Origin of the sequence: Streptococcus cristatus ATCC 51100 (assembly GCF_011612585.1) — a bacterium.
Classification (GTDB): domain Bacteria; phylum Bacillota; class Bacilli; order Lactobacillales; family Streptococcaceae; genus Streptococcus; species Streptococcus cristatus_H.
Map to the genome: position 1 here is coordinate 1,571,895 of NZ_CP050133.1, position 17,287 is coordinate 1,589,181.

The following is a 17,287-nucleotide window of genomic DNA, read 5'->3' on the forward strand; positions in this document are numbered from 1 at the left end:
TTTCGGCAGCCCTAAAAGAGTAAAAGGTTGATATTTTGAAAGTACTAAAAAAGGTTTTGTGGGATGCGTTATTTTATTTCAATCAGCTTTTGATAAACTTTTTCAGTTAGAGCCGTTTGCTGGCTAGCTGTTAGATGGCGGGAGGTACGGATAACAGTAGTCCCGTAAACGTAGTGAGAACCTGAATTTAAGATCCCGTTGCCATCAAATGCTGATAAGTAGGTGTTACGCTTTTCAGCTTCCTCTTTGGTCTTATAGACTTCCACGTTACCGCCACCGTCTGTTCCTTTGCCCACAATATCCGAGCCGTCCACTGCTTCCGTGACTTGACTATCAACAAAATAGACTGAAGCGGTATAGCCGCCCTGCTTGTTCAAGCTTCCATTAGGATCATTAGCTTCCGTTACTGATTGAACGCCTGTAATTGTATCAATTTCTTTTAGCCGTGTTTCTACAAACTCGCTTGATGGGTTGGTGATCTGCTGAAGCTGGGTCACACTCTTTTGATAGCCGGCCATCTTGTCGGTCAGTTCTTTCTGAGTATTTGAGTGGTCCACAGGCTGGGCTAGTTCTTCAGCCTGTTTTTCAATATCTGCCGTATTACTTCCCATTTTCGGAACTTTGCGAATCGCTTTTTTTGTATCGGCTACAGTTGTTTTCAACTCCTCTAAAGTCGCCGCTTCCAATGGTTCAGCATTTTCTTTTACCAGTTTTTCAGCGTCTGACACCAACTTTTCAATCTCCTTGTTTTCGTCATCGAGTACTGCCGCTGCTTTTTCAAATCTGCTTACGGCTACTTGATGTGGAGCGTAGGAAAGAAAATAATATCCCGCCCCTGCTAATCCGATGGCGAGAGTTGCGACAGTTGCAATGAGGGCTTTTTTCATTGTGTTTTTCTCCTTTGGTGTGTTTTATGCAGTTGTGGCGCGTGGGTTAGAAAGTAGGAGATAAAAGAGTACCTAAATGAATTGTTTCCTCCAAGGAACTAGGTTCGATATCAAAAGTACTTTGAATATACTCACGAACAATTTCTGCGAAATCATTTTGAAACTGTATTGGCCAGTTGAATATTGTGTCACTAACTCCATCATTATCTTTGGAAATTTTAAATTGTATATTTGAGCACTTGAAAAAGTTTCGAGTGTTGACAAAACAACTTCCTTGATATTCAATGGTCAACTTTTTTCCTAAATGAAAAATGTTGATTATTAAAAAAACAGGCTCCTCCCAACCTTCAAAAGCAAATTGCATTTCTTCTGCTAACTCAGATAAGGAGTCGTAATTATCAAATCCCGCTTTCATAGAAATTTCGAACGGAATATAATCGAAAAAATCAGCAGGAGATACCATTAGGTAGTTACATAACTTGTCAACGGTCGAGATATTTATTTTATCGGTTTTATTGTTTGAAATCTTTGATATTGTTGAGCGTGCAATCCCTGTATCATTGAATAATTGTGTAGCGGTTATTCCTCTATCTATCATTAATTTAGCAAGATTATTTCTAAGCATATTTCTTTCCTCCTTGAAAATATTTTAGCTTATACGCTAAATTTTTTCAAGTTTTTTTGTTATTTTACTTGACACGATAAAAATATAGTGTATAATAAGAGACATAATTTTAGCGCTAACGCTTCAATTTTTCCAAAAAGAAACAAAAAGGAGGGCTAAAGACATGCAAAATAATTTTCGGGTTCTTTTGGCAAAGCAACGAAAAAAAGTTTCAGACGTCTATAAGGCTACAGGTATTTCAAAAAGCACACTCACAGCTTTATACTACGAGCGTACCAAAAACCCTGAAGCAGAAACTTTGCTGAAAATCGCTGATTATCTGGGCGTAACCTTAGATGAGCTACTGACACCAGAAGAATAGAAAGGAGTCCCAATGAACCTAGTCTACATGGACGGCAAGAAAGAGCCGTATACCACAAGCGAGATCATCGCTGAATGTGCTGAGGTTACTCATCACACAATACAAGAGCTTTTAAGAAAGCATAAAGCTGATTTTGAAAGCTATGGAATTATCGCATTTAAAATGCGTAAATTAGACGGCAGAGGACGACCAATGAAAATCTATCGCCTGAACGAACAACAGGCAACCTTGCTGATCACTTACCTAAAAAATACCGAACCCGTTAGAGCTTTTAAGAAAGCTCTAGTCAAAGCATTCTTTGAAATGCGGGATGAGCTAACTCAGTTTAAGCTGCAGCGTGCTTTAGAAAAGCCAAAGCGTAAGACTTTGCATGACAGCATAGAAAGCTGGAGAGAGGCTCCAAAGCACCCGCATAGCACCATTACAAATCTTTTGCTAAAGGGCACTAGCGGCATGAATAAAAAGCAACTGATGGCAGCGCGTGGTGGTCTGACAGGTATCGATAGCTTGACCAGTACCGAGCTTGTCAGATACCAAGCCTTGGAAGATATGGCTATCGCTATGATTAACCTGGGTATGACCTATCAGGATATTAAGTCCATGATCTTCAGACCAAAAGAAAACGCACCACAAGGCGCGTGAGAGCAACAAAAAAGGCTTACCGAGACCAATCAGCAAAGCCTTTCGCACTATCACTAAAACATAATAAACAAGCAGGCAAGCTGTTATTAAAAGGGTTTTAGTAAAGATTTATACTTAGATTATAGCATATCTAGGACACTTTGACCATACGGAGAGCGCTAACTCTTAAAACTGGTACTTTCTCACGCTTTCAAACTTTGGCGACTCTGGGCGTGGGAATTAACTAGTATAGTAAAAGGCAAGAAAGACATTAAAAAGCTGTCGAAACAGGAACAAGCCTATCAAGGCAATTACACAAACACAGAAAAAGGAGTAAACACCATGGCAGAAACATCATACGAGAATTTAACTAGACGTATAGACAGAATTAGCGCAGAAATGCAAGAAATTAGCGAAAAAAAACGGCCTAAGAAGACTTTCTCTATTGGCAAATCAGACAAAGTCCATCAAAGAAGATTTGTCCCGTTTACTTTGGATTGAATTTCCAGAATTGAATGAAAGTCATAAAATCGAGGCAGTCTCTAAAAGCACTACGGGAATGTTTTTCCACCCTGGTATTTTTGAAATGGATGCTATGCGACAGGCCTTTTTCAAAAGACAAGCCAAAACATTCTTCTTGACAGAGGCAGAACAACAATCTTATATCACTTATACAGAGAATCTATATCTAGAATCAACTAAAACTCTCAAAGAAATCATAAAAGATACTGACCAAAATTTACCCAATTCTAGTTATCAAGAAAAACGGGTTCGAAATATCGAACTATTTACAGCAGCTATCAGTAGCAATGTACAACACGAGGAGTTATAAAAAATGAGCGAACTACTAGGCGCAATTTTAACACTACTACTTTTCTTTCTAGCTGGCGTATGTGCTGAGCTGTTTCACTCCTGGGCTATTGCTTACAGACGCCGAGGGTATATCACCAAACGGCAACTCAGAAAGATGGAAAAATGGCTTGAAACAATGGAGGGCAGAGGATGACAAATAAAACAAATGATATTCTAGTCGACTATGAAGGGCTTTGCGGACAGTTAAAGGACATTCTAGAGGTCTTAGAGTTAGCTAGTGCAGAGGAGGGGCAGAGAACTTTTCCCCTACTCCACACAGCTAACCACGCTCTAAAACAACTTATTTCAGAACATGACGCTCTAGCCGAGACATACCGGAAGGAGGGCAGCCATGACCGAACTTGAAGAAAGAATTTTAAGACTGATACCCGTAGGGGCAGACGAGCCACGCGCAGGGCGGGATATAGCCAATGTGCTAGGGCTAGAGATGAGAGCCTTACGAGATCATATTCTCCGGCTTATCGTTCGCTATGGTATTCCCATTGTGGCCAAACGTGGGGCAAGTAACGGCTACTACATCCCTGCTAATGATACCGAACGCTTAGCAGGCATCAGAGAGCTAAAGGCTCAGTACGACACAGAGGGAAAGCGTCTAGATGTGCTAATTAAAGCTGATTTAGAAAGCTATAAAGAGCTGCTGAAGGGAGCTGATCAGAATGTTTAGTCTCAGCAAAGAAAGTGAATATGAGCTAACTCAGGGCGTTCTGGAGCTTGTGGAGAACTATCTAGAAGCGCGTGAGAAGAGCAAACCACGCTTGACGGGGTTAATTTCAGCCCAGCAAGCCATGGACGAACTGGATATAAAATATAAGACACTACAACGGTGGGAAAAGGCGGGACTAAGACGATACAAGCCACCGTTAGAGGACGCTAGAAAAGTGTATTACAGGGTTAGCGAACTTTTAAAATTTTTGGGGGTGGAAAATGGCAAGGTATAACGTACACCCCGCACAAGGTGGCGGCAAATATCATGATATGAAAATCTATAAGGATCGGCAGCCTAAACCTCTTACACACGAGGAACAAAAACGCTTAAAACGCCTGAAAAAGAAACGGAGAAAGGGGCGATAGGATGGCCATCTATGAAAGCCGAGGGTTTGGATCACTGGTCCGGCCATATAAAGGCAAACTAGAGCCGTTTGATTATGTTGCACAGTTTAAACCTATGGTAGTCTCAGAAAGTGCAGACATCGAGGAATACAAACGAACTGCAGCGCCCTACTGCTTAAGCGGAAAAGTAATCGCAGAAAAAAATGGCAGCTATCGCAGAAGTAATCAAAGTTTAGTGTATCGTGATTTGATTTTCCTTGATTATGATGAGATTGAGGGAACGACTGAGAGCTTCATAGAAGCTGTTTCTGGTGCTTTGTTTGGCTACTCCTATATCTTATACCCCACCATCAAACACACCCCAAAAAGCCCCCGTTTTCGCCTTGTGGTGAAGCCTAACAACGTGATGAATGAGGCAACCTATAAGCAGGTAGTCAAAGAGATTGCTGACAAAATAGGACTACCCTTTGATATGGCCAGTCTGACCTGGTCACAACTCCAAGGGCTACCAGTAACCACTGGAGAACCATCCGAATATCAGAAAATTGTCGAGCATGGCCTAGATTATCCAGTCCCCAAGGTTGAACCAAGAGCGAAGCAAGAAACTACGGAGCGTTACAAGCCTAGAGCAAGTGGCCAGAGGTCAATGACTATGAGGATCATTGACACGCTTTTTAATGGCTTTGGAGACGAGGGAGGGCGTAACGTGGCAGTGACACGATTTGTAGGCTTACTCTTTAACAAGTGGGTTGATTGTGACCTAGAGACCGCCTACGAGCTAACAAAGATAGCTAATAGCGTGACTGCTGAACCGTTACCGATTGAGGAACTAGACCGTACTTTCAGCAGCATAGCACGGGCAGAATACAGAAAGAGAGGGTAGAACCATAGAACTAGAAGAATTGGAAAACCTAAAAAGTGAAATCTTAGAGGTGAGAGAGCAAGAGCAACCCCCTAGGACGATGAAGGAGCTTGAAAATCGTATCTTTCAGGCTGGTGAAGAATGGCGGGCAGAACATACTGAAACAAAGGTAAACGAGTCCACAGGGGACGTTACCGAGAAGGTAGCTATGCCCCAAACCTTCACCGTTGCTAAAATACTAAGTGATATTGTCACGTTTACTTTTATCAGTAAAAGCAACATAGCAGACTTTAGCCTACTCTATATCTATGATTTAGACGAGGGTATCTATACCGCTAGTAATGACCTGTTTAACCTTTTCTGTAAGACTTTTGACGTGAGAATTAAGCCCAGAGAGTGGCCACAGATTAAGTTAATGGTTAGGACATTGACCAAGATAAAGAAACCTTTAGAAAGTGCTAACCTTGTCCCCGTCAAGAATGGCATTATTGACCTAAGAACTAAGAAGCTACTCCCTTTTAGCCCTGACTATGTCATTACAAGCAAGATCAGTACAGCCTACCACGCGCCTACACGAGTTCCAACCGATAGGGAAGGAAAGACATTTGACGATTGGCTAAACTCAATCGCTTGTAATGATAGTGAACTGGTAACATTGTTTTGGCAGATTATCCTAGAGGCTATCAATCCTAACCACACCCGAAACAAGTTTGCGATCTTCTACGGGGACGGTAACAATGGTAAAGGGACATTTCAGCGCTTCCTTATCAATCTGATAGGAGAAAGCAATGTATCAGCATTGAAGCCCGCCCAGTTTGCTGAAAAGCATAACCTTGAAACCTTGGTAGGCAAAGTTTGCAATATTGGGGATGAAGCGCCTAACGAATACTTAAAAAATCCGTCTGATTTAATGAGTATCACTAGCGGGGACACCGTGCTAGTCAATCCAAAAGGGCGGCCAGCTTTTGAGGCTACTTTTAAGCTCTTTAATATTTTTTCGGGCAACTATATCCCCAACGGAGGCAACAAGACTAAAGGCTGGTATCGTCGAATTATGATCGTCCCTTTTAACGCTGACTTTAACGGGGAAAAGGAAAAGCCTTGGATAAAAAACGAGTTTTTAGCAAATAAGGAAGTCCTAGAATATGCCTTATACAAAGCTATCAATCAAGAGCCATTTACTCACTTTATCGAACCTCAAGCAGTCAAAGACCTGTTAGAAGAATACCAAGAGGATAATGACTACTTACTTTCATGGGTTAAGCATGAATACATGGAAAAAGGTTGGCATGAGCTGGACGTGGTGCCTGTTTTTATAATGACCAGATCGCTGAAACATTATGCTGAAGATATGGGAATACCTAAGCCCAATGTTTACGGGGCAGGAAAAGAGACGATAAGACACTTACAACAGTTAACACCTAATAAGTATCAACTTAAAAAAGCTCGTGTTAGGATTGAAGATTTTGACAAACTAGATCCGTTGGAGTTTGAGAGACCGAAACTGGGGCGAGTAAATCACGCTATAACTAAAAAAGAATAATGTTGACCTTCCCATAATGCTCTAAACCATTGATACGACTGGTTTTTCACAAAATTTGTTGACTTTCTTGTTGACCTTGTTTTGAAGAAGGTCAACATCTTAAAGCCTTGATACTACTAATTTTATATCCTTTATGTTGACCTTGTTACCTTCTTTTTAACTCTCTATATAGAGAAAAAAGCAGTATTTATATATAAGGGATAAGGACTTCAAAAGAAGGTCAACATGGTAACAAAACGACCTAAAGCCTTGTGGCAGTAAGGCTGAAGCATGTTACCCAGAAGGTAACAAAATCACTAAAGAAGGTAACAAATTGAAGAAAAGGAGCTAAAAAAAATGAAAATCAAGATATTTTATCAGCAACAGAATCAAAGCCTGCAGGAATTCGAAGCTCAAATCAACAACTTTATGGCAAGCGTTGAAGTTGTGGATGTAAAATGCACTGAAGCAACTGAGGGTGACTATGAGAATTTGAGTGCAACATTGGGGCTACTGGTCCTATATAAAGAATAAGGAGGAAGCCCATGACAGAACCAACATACTTTAAACAGGCAGATCAGGAACTGGAGGAACTCAACCGTAAGCGTGACGATTTTATGGCGGATGCAACACCAGTATGTCTTGAAGATACGCCTAAACTGATTGAACTAGGTGAGAAGCTCCGAACGGAAGACACCAGCATAAACGCCTATGAGTTATACAGACACCCTGAAGCGCGTGCAAAGTTATTCGCCCAAATCGCGGAAGCCTGCTTCTTGCTGATTGCAGATAGTTTACCAATAACAGTGCAGCCAACACAAGCACAGCGGATCCATTTTTGCGAGTACCTAGAAGGGCAGTTCCAGAATATCATTAAGAAGTTAGTCGCAGGCACAGACAAGCAAGCCCTGGAGTCTTTACTTGAAGCCCTGCAACTGCCCAAAGAAAAACAAGCTCAGTTTGTCCGTGATGTGGTAGTAAGTGGCTTACTCAGTGAAGAATAGTAGCAAAGGGGCATTGCCTCTTTTTGTGGCTTAATTGCTACTTATCCCAATAGATTTGGGTTTTCTATATATAGGTATTTGGAGCAGATGGAAACTATAAAATCAATAGCTATAGAGACGTTTATAAAACCTATGAAAATCAATAATATCTCTCATGGTATAGCTGAGATAGACGGCAGGAAACTAGAAATAGACTTAGATGATTTATGGATAATCCTTGGCAAATACTACTTTGATTTGGATAGAATACCAGGGACTAAGGGAGGCTATCGCTACTTCTTTCTATGCCCTGTTTGTGGTCGGCGGTGTAGAATACTTTATAAACGATATTTGCTCTATGGCTGCGGATCATGCCAGAAAATACACAAGTCAACCCTGAACCGCAGTAAGACAGATTGTCAATACTATTGGGAGAGAGCACTGAGAGAGGCTAGAAAGGTAGAGCCGGGTTGGAGTCCTAAACGTAGCGGATATATGTTTGACGCTTTTCCTGAACGACCTAAGTATATGAAACGGGAACGGTACTACAAGCATTATCAGAAATTTGTTAATTACACCAGAAAAGGGGATAGATTTTGGCTGACTGGCTTGGGTAGATTGAGGTAGCTTCTTGGCCACTGAACGGAATAGCTAAAGCCCTAAAAAAGTACCAAGTTTTGGGTTAGGCTGCGCGTGCTCACAGCTCGGGCAAAGCTGGAGAAAATGCAAAATATCCCCTACCATTTATCCAGAGAAGGAACAAATAACTTGCCTTATCTGCCTACAACATGTTAGCAGGTATGGACAATTATGGACATATTCCGCCAGTCATTGAAAATACAAAAAGCCAAGGCGCTCAGCCTCAGCTTGATCGATTCATGCTTCAAAGATGAAGTTATAGAGTTGAACAACCTTCTGAAAGCTCGGTGTGTCCATGATGGTGATTTTTTGCGCCTGGCGTTCTCGAAAGTCGAAGGTGTAGAGCTGGAGCGGATTCACTGAGCCGTCTACCTCAGAGGATAGGACAGGAACCAGCAAGCCTAGCTTTTCTAGTTTCTTCTGGCCATGCGTGACAGGGCAGACGGCAACGAAGCCAGTGCGTTCTGAGTATTCCTTGCGAGATACCACCACGGCAGGGCGGCGCTTCTGGATCTCACGCCCGACAGATGGATCAAAGTCTATCCAGATGATATCCTGCTTTTCTGGGATATAGTTAGATTTCGCTGTCAAGTAGTTTCACCCCTTCAAAGTCATTTTCCATACGGAGATCAGCCACTTCAGAGAATGGATCTGCAATCTTTGGAGCTAGGACAATCACATTATCAGCGCCCTTGTAAACGACCATTTCTTGACCTTCCGGGACATCTAGCGCCTTGGGAATGGTCACAGTCAGAGAATTCCCAACTTTACGGGTTTTTACTGTATTCATTTCTTTTCTCCTTTGTTTGTATATATCAAGTATATACCTAAAAAGAGAGAAAAACAAGCAAAAAGCCAGCCTTGCGACTGACTCCTTGGTATAGATTTGATAGATTTATTATACCACAAGAGGAGGCCAAAGCGTGACACCAGAGCAAATAAAAGCAAAGTTAGAAGGTATTAGATGGTTAGATAAAGAGATTCAGAGTTTGCAGTTAGAACTTCAATATCTAGAACAAGGTCTATTTAAAAAATCAACTCTGACACAAACCAAAGTCCAGACTAGTAGAGTGAACAATACAGAGAATGAACTTGTCTATGTTTTGAAGTTGGAAGAAGATATACAAGAGAGACTTTCCAGTCTAATCAAAGAACGTTCAGAAACTTCGAAACTCATTGACAAGCTGAGTGATCCTCTTGAAAGGTCAGTGTTGCGGATGTTCTATGTCAATCACTTGGAAATATGGAATATCGAAGACAAGATAGAAAAGTCAAAAACTACAATTTACAGGATAAAGAGTTCAGGAATAAAGAAACTTGCTAAGCTCATGGATGATAGAGCTTCTAAACTTACTTAGCAAAGCAGCTTCTTCCGCTGCTTGCCTTTTGGCCAAATGCTCCAGGCTATCACTTATACTGTTCAACATTCGGAAAATACCCCTATTTTTTTGAACGGGGCTATATTGTTTCGGTTTTAAAGGACGCGGCCTTTTCTGTGCGAAAAATTCCCTTTTTGAAAATTTTAAAGCAGAAAGAAATGCGGTATTATTAAGCTTTTAAGTTGATTTTTTAGCTATAAGGCTACCCATTGACTAAGGATATTTTTAAAAACAACCTAGTACTAACAAGTTCTTACACATTCCACCAGTTATCGTGAGGACGAAGCTACGCATGATCGATCCGAGAGTGAACCAAGAAAAATTTTCATTTTTTAATTGAACAAGGAGCGAACAAAGAGGACTGCAAATATCGAGAGTAATAAAAGATTAATAATATCAAAGGCAGGGACTATGGGCCTACCCTCTACTCTTTACGGCCTTCACACCATCACTATACATTTTTTCACGGAACAATTAAGAAAAGGAGTGTGCTTTTTACGGCCGATATGGACATAAGGATAAGAATAATTCTTCACAGATTTAGATTAAGAGGAAATATGATATAATCAAGATATAAAGGATAGAGGTTGAAAAGTATCCGCCTCCAACGCGCCACTTAGCTAGTGGGTCGAGAAATGCGGGCGACATTCGGCTCCCGCCTATCCTTTCTTATAGCTAGCCCTTAGAAACTATTCTAGGGGCTTTTGTGAGGTTATAACTCTACAAAGCATGCACCTCATGATATAATATATCTATCAGCAACTCCACAAGTAATTAAAAAAGCACCTTGTGGGGTGCTAGTTCTTGCCTGCTGAACTCAGCAAATTTCACGCCCTTTTTGAGGGCTTTTTTGTTCACCTTTTTGTGGACTCCTGAAGAATATCAAAGATGAACTAATATTGGTATTCTTGCTATAAACCGCTATAAATCACTGTAAAGAGACACTAAAGAATATCTAAAATCATGGTTTTTCTAAATTTCTTCAAATGTCATGGTTTTCTCCTTTTGTTTATTAATACTCTTATCCAAATTTGCTACTAGTAGCCATAGGTAAGTTAAAGCTTCTTCTCCATCTCCACAAAGAGGTGAATATCGCCATTGCTTTCCTGCGGAATGCGCCTCACCACTTCAAAGCCCATGTTGAGATAAAGCTGCTGGGCTCGGTGATTGAAGTCAGCCACGGATAGGCTTATGACTTGGGGCGCAAAATTTTCCATGATAAAGTCCAGAATTTCTTGCAAAAATACAGCGCCTTGACCTTTTCCACAGTGCTCCGGCTTCATCCCCAAACCAAGCTCCAAAGTGCGCTCTCCTTTCTGCTCCAAGCAGAAAAATCCATAGAGTTCCCCATCGCGCATAACTTGATAATAACGGTCCCCACGCGCTTCAGGAGAAACCATTTCTTCATAATCCTCCAGGTCATTTTTCATATCATAAAAATCATAAGGCGCCTCATAATGCCAAGTATTGGCAATTTCTAAAGCATACTGCTGGGTTAGTGGTTCAATCATCATCTACTCCTCCTTTCTATAAAATCCCCAATAAAATCGTTTCTGGTCTGCTTTTTCGCTGCAGCCAAGACTGCGATAGAATTCATGAGCTGTGGAGCGGGAAATGCCTGAATTAATCCGAATCCCTGTATAGCCTGCGGCTTTTGCCTCCTCACGCAAAGCTTGCATCAGCGCTCTGCCATGTCCCTGCCCTTGAAAATCCTGAGCGACGGCCAAGGCCAAGAGATTGAGCAAGGACGGGAAATAGAGACAGTCATAGCTTGCCGCATGAGCGTAACCTATGACCTGACCATCTTCTTCAACTACCAAAATCAAATGCTGGTCATTCTCTAGTAACTTTTTCAGTTGAGCCTCCGTCGCTTCCCTATCAAAGTCATAGCCCAGACACTCAGCATTCAGCCGCTGAATGGCTGCGGCGTCTCTTAGTTTTACTTTACGAATCATTTGTCACCTCGTTCTTCTCTTTATTATAGCAGAAAAGCAGTCTCTTTGACTGCTTTCGATGAACTATTCTCCCATCTGTTCCTTCAACTAAGACTCCGCCTCTTCTAAAGGCTGGTCTGTTGGGATATCGGGCTGAATGGTCTTATTTTCAAAAGCTTATTTCCATCTCTCACTCTTGGAAAATGCAATCATGATACCAGAACCAGCTAGAACTGCCAGAATAAGAAGACAAATATTTTTCAGAGGATAGAGCCAATCTTTATTTTCCTCATGCCATCTTGACTTCCAAAGCCCAACATAGTCAGAGCTCATATGTTCAGGTTGATTCAGTTGGATATTGATTACAATGGCTAGTAAGATAAGAGCAAGCAAAGCAAGCGCAAACAGCCAAACTTTCTTCTTTTTCGTTAAGTTAAAACTCTTCATTCTTTTCTCTTTCTACGTTCTGTTCAGAACAACTTTTTTACACTACTTTTCTTGCACTTCTATTTCTGAATGGTGGTAACCATAGCCAAAGTAAATCAAAATTCCTAAAAGTAGAGCGATGCCAAAGGCCAACCAAGTGTCCCACGTGTACTGAGTCATAAAGGAAAGGCAGATGATAATAGATAAAATAGGAGTTAGAGGCACTAGCGGAGTTTTAAACTCTCCTGCCTTGGGCTGCCCCTTTTCCTTCCGCAACTTCAAAATGGCAAAGGCCAGCATAATCAGATAAGTCAAGGTACAGATATTGAGGAAAGAGGCGATGCTAGCAAGAGGAAAGATACCCGCACAAATAGCTGAGGCAATCCCCACTAAGATGGTAGCATTTTGAGGCACACGGCTAGTAGCAGTTAATTCCTTGAAAGACCGCGGTAAAAGTCCGTCACGCGCTATACTGTAAATCATCCGAGACAAGGCATAGGTCATGGAGATGCAGACAGTGATCAGGGTCAAAATCGCTACGATAGAAACATAATTGGCAGCCCAATCTAGTCCAATACTGCGAAGTGAAAAGGCTACTGCATCTGGAACATTTAGCTTGGTATAGTGGACCAACCCCGTCAAGACCAAGGTTACCAAGATATAGAGGATGGTTACAATCCCAAGGGAAAGAACAATGCCGCGCGGCACATTTTTTTGAGGCTCTTTGATCTCATCCACAGACATAGAAATCGACTCAAAGCCCAGAAAAGCAAAGAACATCAGAGAAGCTCCAGCCATAATCCCCGTCTGACCGCCATAGATCTGACCAAAACCGAAAGGTGCAAAGTTGGACCAATTCTCAGGCCGAAGATGGAAAAGCCCAACGAGAATAAAGAGAGCCAAGGCCGAAAATTTGAGGACAACTAAGGCTGAGTTAAAGCGCAGGGCTGCTTTTGAGTTTAGAAGTACCACGCCTGTCACAAAGACCAAAACCAGAATAGGCAACAAATCCACATAAGTTCCTGCTTTTGGATTGAAGGTACCATTCAGAGCTGTCGGTAGCTGGATATGAAAGCCGCTCAAAAGTCCTTTCAAGTAAGAGCCCCATCCAGAAGCTACACCTGATATAGCTGTCATAAATTCCATGATGGTCAGCCAACCAGCCAGCCAAGCCGGAAATTCTCCCAAAACAGCATAAATATAGCTGTAAGCTCCGCCATTAGCCGGAACTCGAGAGGCAAACTCTGCATAAAATAGGGCAGAGATGCTGACACATAGGGCAGAAATCACGATCGACACAATCAGAGCTGGACCTGCATAAGTCGCCGCCCCAATTCCTGTAACCGTGAAAATCCCTGTACCAACCATGGCACCAATCCCTAAAAGAATCAAATCCATCAGTTTCAGGTGCCGCCGCATTCCCGTCCTGTTTTTACTGGCATCTTTTTTTCGAAAAATATTCATAAAATCTCCCTCCAAAGCATAGATGGTTTATTATATCATAGATTATTGGATTTACCAAAGTCTCTTTTAAAATGCCACTTTATCGTTTGGCAAAGAAATGCAAAATAAGAAGCTGGGAAATCCCAACTTCTTACATAGAGACAATTTTACGATAACTGCGGGAAGTAATCATGAAGACAATCACATAGCTGATAAAGAAGATTGCACAGACACCCAGTGTCACAGCCAGCATGAGAGCTGAGTTAAGGACACCAAGAGCAGACAAGATCAAGCTCAGCATATGATAGGCAAAGGTCAGATGGATAAAGGCAAAGGCCAGTGGTAGGAAGAAAACAATCAAAATCTGTTTCCGAATGGTTTGTCTGATTTGCTTCTCATCCAGACCGACCTTTTGTAGAATCACAAAGCGATCCCGATCCTCGTACCCTTCTGAAATCTGTTTGTAGTAGATGATGAGGATGGTTCCTAACATAAAGACGATCGACAGGAAGATACCGATGAAGAACATGCCACCCAGCATGCCTTTGATTTCTTGCTTATCAAAAGCTGTTACCGAACCATAGACCGCTTGATTTTCAGGCAAGGTCTGATTAAACTGCTGCAATTTTTCTTGGTAAGCATCCCTCAGATTACGCTGTTCTTCCGTTGACAGCTTTGTATCAAGCCAGCCATAATAATTAAGGTTTACAGCATATTTATCTGTCATTGCAGAGAATATTTGGTCAGGATTTTTAAGAACCATGTAGATTTTCTCTGGGACGATCATGTTCATCTGATCGGGTAAATGACCAAAGATAAAGTCTTCTTTGAGTTCTTCTTTTATTTTAAAGGTCTGACCAGCCAGCTGCAAGTCTTGTTTGGAATCTAACTTCACGCCTTGCTGGTAGAGTGCCACCTCGTCATCCCCAAGATTCAGAGTTTTCCCTGTCATACTTTGATAATCCGCTTCTGAAATAGCCAAAATATACGTTTTCGGTGTGACAAATTTTTGAGCGGCAGCGTTGATATCGAGCTGGTTGCCAGCACGGCTCGTCACTCCCATCGTATAGTATGGATAGACACCTTTCTTTGTGACTGGTAACTGCTGCTCATTCACAAACTCTGTCAGCACTTGGTCCATCTGCTCACCTGTGGTTCCTTTTCCTTGAATGCTAAAGTCATGAGGAAACATAGCCTTTTGCATGTAGTCACCGCCAGCATAGATATTAGCTCCGCCAGATAAGGTTACCAAGACCATGGTTGATAGGATAGCAATTGTTGCCAAGCCCACTGCATTTTTCTTCATGCGGAAAATCAGGTTGGAAACGGAAATCATGTTATTGGGTTGGTAATAATAGGACTTCCTCTTTTTCAAAAATTGCAGAAAGACTGTAATTCCAGCATTAAAGAGCAGGTAGGTGCCTAGAATCACAAAGAGCACTGCGACAAAGAAGGTAACGACTGCTGATAAGGGATTGGTCACTCCTAGTGCAAGAAAATAACCATATGCCAAGGCTGCAAGTCCAAGTAGCGTTTGTAGAAATAAAAAGCGACTTTTCTTTTCTCCACTATTCTTTTCTTTGACCAATTGCAGCGCATCAAGCTTTCTCAAGCGCAAACCATTGCTAATCATCAAGCAGAAAAAGACAAAGGCATAGAAAATAGCAACTGCGATAACTACCGCAGGCTGAAAAGTTGACACCAAGACGACCTTTATCGCTATGATTTTTAGCAAGAGAGCATAGATCAACTGGTCAAATAAGAGTCCAATCCCTAGTCCAAGGATAAGAGTGACCAGACCAAATACCAGTAATTCAATTACCACCATGACAAAGAGGTGGAATTTATTGAGCCCTAGCACACTGTAGAGACCCAGCTCTTTGGAGCGATTCTTGAAAACAAAGCTATTAGCATAAAAGACGATAATGCTGGTCGTGATACTGACAATCACCATTCCAAAAGATAGCACCATAGAAACGGCGCTTGCCCCCGTCATTTTTACTAAATTGGGATTAAAAGTCAGGGAGAAAAAGATGTAGGAGATGGCGATAGCCAGACAGGTCGCCAGAGCGAAAGGATAATAAAGCTTACGATTTTTGATTAAGTTAGAAAGCGCAAGCTTACTAGTTAATCTAAGCATGAGCTTCCACCTCACTTGCCATAACTGTCAGAGTATCGGAAATTTCTTGGAACATCTGCCGCTCGGTCTTGTTGCCACGGAAGATTTGATTGTAGAGAATCCCGTCCTTGATAAAGAGCACCCGCTTTGCCCGACTAGCTGCCGAGGTCGAGTGAGTTACCATGAGAATGGTTTGGCCGCGATCATTAATGTCATCAAAGACATCTAAGAGAGCTGCCGAAGACTTGGAATCCAAGGCTCCTGTTGGCTCATCCGCCAGCAAAATCTCAGGCTCTGTGATAATGGCGCGAGCTACTGCCACCCGTTGCTTTTGACCACCAGAAATTTCATATGGAAACTTCTCTTGGAGTTTATTTATCCCCAGCTCGTTACAGGTCGTGACCAGCTTTTGCATCATCTCGGTAATAGGACGGCGAGAAAGGACCAGAGGCAGGAGGATATTATCCTTGACTGACAGGGTATCCAGCAGGTTGAAATCCTGAAAGACAAAGCCTAATTTCTCTCGGCGGAAGCTGGAAGCCTGGCTATTTTTGATAGTTGCCGTGTCAGTTCCGTTGAGAAAGACGCGGCCCTCTGTCGGCTTGTCCAACATGGCTAGAATATTGAGCAGAGTGGACTTCCCAGAGCCAGACTCCCCCATGATGGCGACATATTCGCCTTTTTCTACTGTAAAGTGAATATCCTTTAGTGCCTCTACTTGGCTGCCCTGAAAGCGAGTTTTATAAATCTTTTTCACGTGTTGTACGTCTAATAATGTCATACTTGAACCTCTTTTTTTTATTTATATGTAAAATGGTTATTTAGCTTAGCTTTCAATGCTTTATTAGCTAGCTCTGCTCTACTATTGCCTGAGCCACTGCCCCTACTGAAAGCAAACTAAAAACGATACTATTATCATACCGAAAAGCCCGATAAGTTTCCATAAGCTAATCTTTCATTTTGGACGCTAATCTTACATTTTTGTCACTTAGCGATCTTCCAGTGCTGGAAAAAACTGATGTTCATTAGATAGAGCAGGCTGTATGGTTTGGGTTGCTTTCCCAGTTTGTCTCTCTAAACTTTCAGTTCTATTTGAGCAAAAAGGTGGTGGGACTGGGAAAAAAAGTCCTAGCCTCTCAATTGTCTTTGGATTGTCGAGCAAGACGCAGTGGTTGAGTGGGCTCTACTACGCTGATTTCATCAGCTTTTACAGCCCTACTCAACTGTGCGGAGGTGGGACGACAAAATCGAATTCTAACGAATGACCGATTTCTGTCCCACTCTCCAGCCTCTTCACTGCATCTGCTTCTTAATGACTATACTGTAGCCAGAAATAATACTGGCTTGATGCACAGCCCAGTCTGGTTTTTTCGATTTCTTCCTTAGAAATCTTTTGCGCCATTTGCATTTTTTGTTTATGGTTGAAGAGATTTGTTTTCATAGTGGGCCTCCTTTTATTTGGATATTATTTGTGATTTGTTTTTCCTTACACCTATATGATATAAAATTCCCCGTCCCGCTACCATCGAATAACCTTTCATTTTAAGCTTTAAACTTACATTT

Annotated in this window: 21 protein-coding genes and 1 pseudogene; 11 read left to right on the top strand and 11 right to left on the bottom strand. The window is 41.8% G+C overall.

What is annotated here, in order from left to right:
- Positions 1–68 precede the first annotated feature (68 nt).
- Together HBA50_RS07890 and HBA50_RS07895 are read right to left on the bottom strand one after the other, a co-directional pair.
- Positions 69–887, bottom strand: a complete 819-nt coding sequence (locus HBA50_RS07890) for a hypothetical protein (RefSeq protein WP_045498797.1) — start codon at positions 885–887, stop codon at positions 69–71.
- A gap of 46 nt (positions 888–933) precedes the next feature.
- Complete coding sequence (locus HBA50_RS07895) at positions 934–1,512, bottom strand: helix-turn-helix domain-containing protein (RefSeq protein WP_045498796.1); 579 nt, start codon at positions 1,510–1,512, stop codon at positions 934–936.
- Between the two features lie 163 nt (positions 1,513–1,675).
- On the opposite strand from HBA50_RS07895, the gene HBA50_RS07900 reads away from it, so the two are divergent.
- The 10 genes and pseudogenes from HBA50_RS07900 to HBA50_RS10405 all read left to right on the top strand — a co-directional run bounded on the left by HBA50_RS07900 (position 1,676) and on the right by HBA50_RS10405 (position 8,411).
- The gene (locus HBA50_RS07900; protein WP_045498795.1) at positions 1,676–1,873 is read left to right on the top strand and encodes a helix-turn-helix domain-containing protein; all 198 of its coding nucleotides are present in this window, start codon (positions 1,676–1,678) and stop codon (positions 1,871–1,873) included.
- 12 nt (positions 1,874–1,885) lie between these two features.
- On the top strand, positions 1,886–2,515 hold the full coding sequence (locus HBA50_RS07905; protein WP_045498793.1) for a Rha family transcriptional regulator: 630 nt from the start codon (positions 1,886–1,888) through the stop codon (positions 2,513–2,515).
- 321 nt (positions 2,516–2,836) lie between these two features.
- Positions 2,837–3,326 (top strand): annotated as a pseudogene (locus HBA50_RS07910) (hypothetical protein).
- 372 nt (positions 3,327–3,698) lie between these two features.
- The gene (locus tag HBA50_RS07915) at positions 3,699–4,031 is read left to right on the top strand and encodes a hypothetical protein (RefSeq protein WP_045498786.1); all 333 of its coding nucleotides are present in this window, start codon (positions 3,699–3,701) and stop codon (positions 4,029–4,031) included.
- The gene (locus tag HBA50_RS07920) at positions 4,024–4,305 is read left to right on the top strand and encodes a hypothetical protein (RefSeq protein WP_045498782.1); all 282 of its coding nucleotides are present in this window, start codon (positions 4,024–4,026) and stop codon (positions 4,303–4,305) included. The genes HBA50_RS07915 and HBA50_RS07920 overlap by 8 nt, the downstream gene beginning before the upstream one ends.
- A gap of 134 nt (positions 4,306–4,439) precedes the next feature.
- On the top strand, positions 4,440–5,300 hold the full coding sequence (locus tag HBA50_RS07925) for a primase alpha helix C-terminal domain-containing protein (protein ID WP_045498779.1): 861 nt from the start codon (positions 4,440–4,442) through the stop codon (positions 5,298–5,300).
- A 19-nt stretch (positions 5,301–5,319) separates the two neighbouring features.
- A complete protein-coding gene (locus tag HBA50_RS07930) occupies positions 5,320–6,822 on the top strand; it encodes a DNA primase family protein (protein WP_045498776.1) in 1,503 nt (500 codons plus the stop codon).
- A gap of 336 nt (positions 6,823–7,158) precedes the next feature.
- On the top strand, positions 7,159–7,335 hold the full coding sequence (locus tag HBA50_RS07935; RefSeq protein ID WP_166492639.1) for a hypothetical protein: 177 nt from the start codon (positions 7,159–7,161) through the stop codon (positions 7,333–7,335).
- 11 nt (positions 7,336–7,346) lie between these two features.
- Positions 7,347–7,805 carry a hypothetical protein gene (locus HBA50_RS07940; protein WP_045498773.1) on the top strand — a complete coding sequence of 153 codons (459 nt, stop codon included), beginning with the start codon at positions 7,347–7,349 and terminating at the stop codon, positions 7,803–7,805.
- Between the two features lie 96 nt (positions 7,806–7,901).
- Positions 7,902–8,411, top strand: a complete 510-nt coding sequence (locus HBA50_RS10405; RefSeq protein WP_045499764.1) for a hypothetical protein — start codon at positions 7,902–7,904, stop codon at positions 8,409–8,411.
- 249 nt (positions 8,412–8,660) lie between these two features.
- Here the strand turns inward: HBA50_RS10405 and HBA50_RS07945 are convergent, their stop codons facing one another.
- Entirely contained in the window at positions 8,661–9,014 is a 354-nt protein-coding gene (locus HBA50_RS07945; protein WP_045498769.1) for a type II toxin-antitoxin system PemK/MazF family toxin, read from the bottom strand.
- Complete coding sequence (gene mazE / locus HBA50_RS07950) at positions 8,998–9,213, bottom strand: type II toxin-antitoxin system PemI/MazE family antitoxin (RefSeq protein WP_045498766.1); 216 nt, start codon at positions 9,211–9,213, stop codon at positions 8,998–9,000. The genes HBA50_RS07945 and mazE overlap by 17 nt, the downstream gene beginning before the upstream one ends.
- Positions 9,214–9,346: 133 nt before the next feature.
- Between mazE and HBA50_RS07955 the strand changes: the two genes are divergently transcribed.
- A complete protein-coding gene (locus HBA50_RS07955; RefSeq protein ID WP_045498763.1) occupies positions 9,347–9,781 on the top strand; it encodes a DUF1492 domain-containing protein in 435 nt (144 codons plus the stop codon).
- A 1,076-nt stretch (positions 9,782–10,857) separates the two neighbouring features.
- Here HBA50_RS07955 and HBA50_RS07960 read toward each other — a convergent pair.
- The 7 genes from HBA50_RS07960 to HBA50_RS10490 form a co-directional block, all read right to left on the bottom strand.
- Positions 10,858–11,316: a GNAT family N-acetyltransferase gene (locus tag HBA50_RS07960; protein WP_045498761.1), complete on the bottom strand. Its 459-nt coding sequence runs from the start codon at positions 11,314–11,316 to the stop codon at positions 10,858–10,860.
- On the bottom strand, positions 11,317–11,757 hold the full coding sequence (locus HBA50_RS07965) for a GNAT family N-acetyltransferase (protein WP_045498759.1): 441 nt from the start codon (positions 11,755–11,757) through the stop codon (positions 11,317–11,319).
- 156 nt (positions 11,758–11,913) lie between these two features.
- Positions 11,914–12,183 carry a hypothetical protein gene (locus HBA50_RS07970; protein WP_045498757.1) on the bottom strand — a complete coding sequence of 90 codons (270 nt, stop codon included), beginning with the start codon at positions 12,181–12,183 and terminating at the stop codon, positions 11,914–11,916.
- Between the two features lie 42 nt (positions 12,184–12,225).
- Entirely contained in the window at positions 12,226–13,626 is a 1,401-nt protein-coding gene (locus HBA50_RS07975) for an amino acid permease (RefSeq protein ID WP_045498755.1), read from the bottom strand.
- Between the two features lie 130 nt (positions 13,627–13,756).
- A complete protein-coding gene (locus HBA50_RS07980; protein WP_045498753.1) occupies positions 13,757–15,745 on the bottom strand; it encodes an ABC transporter permease in 1,989 nt (662 codons plus the stop codon).
- Complete coding sequence (locus HBA50_RS07985; protein WP_005590953.1) at positions 15,738–16,505, bottom strand: ABC transporter ATP-binding protein; 768 nt, start codon at positions 16,503–16,505, stop codon at positions 15,738–15,740. The genes HBA50_RS07980 and HBA50_RS07985 overlap by 8 nt, the downstream gene beginning before the upstream one ends.
- A 528-nt stretch (positions 16,506–17,033) precedes the next feature.
- A complete protein-coding gene (locus HBA50_RS10490) occupies positions 17,034–17,165 on the bottom strand; it encodes a hypothetical protein (RefSeq protein ID WP_257000845.1) in 132 nt (43 codons plus the stop codon).
- Positions 17,166–17,287: the final 122 nt, after the last annotated feature.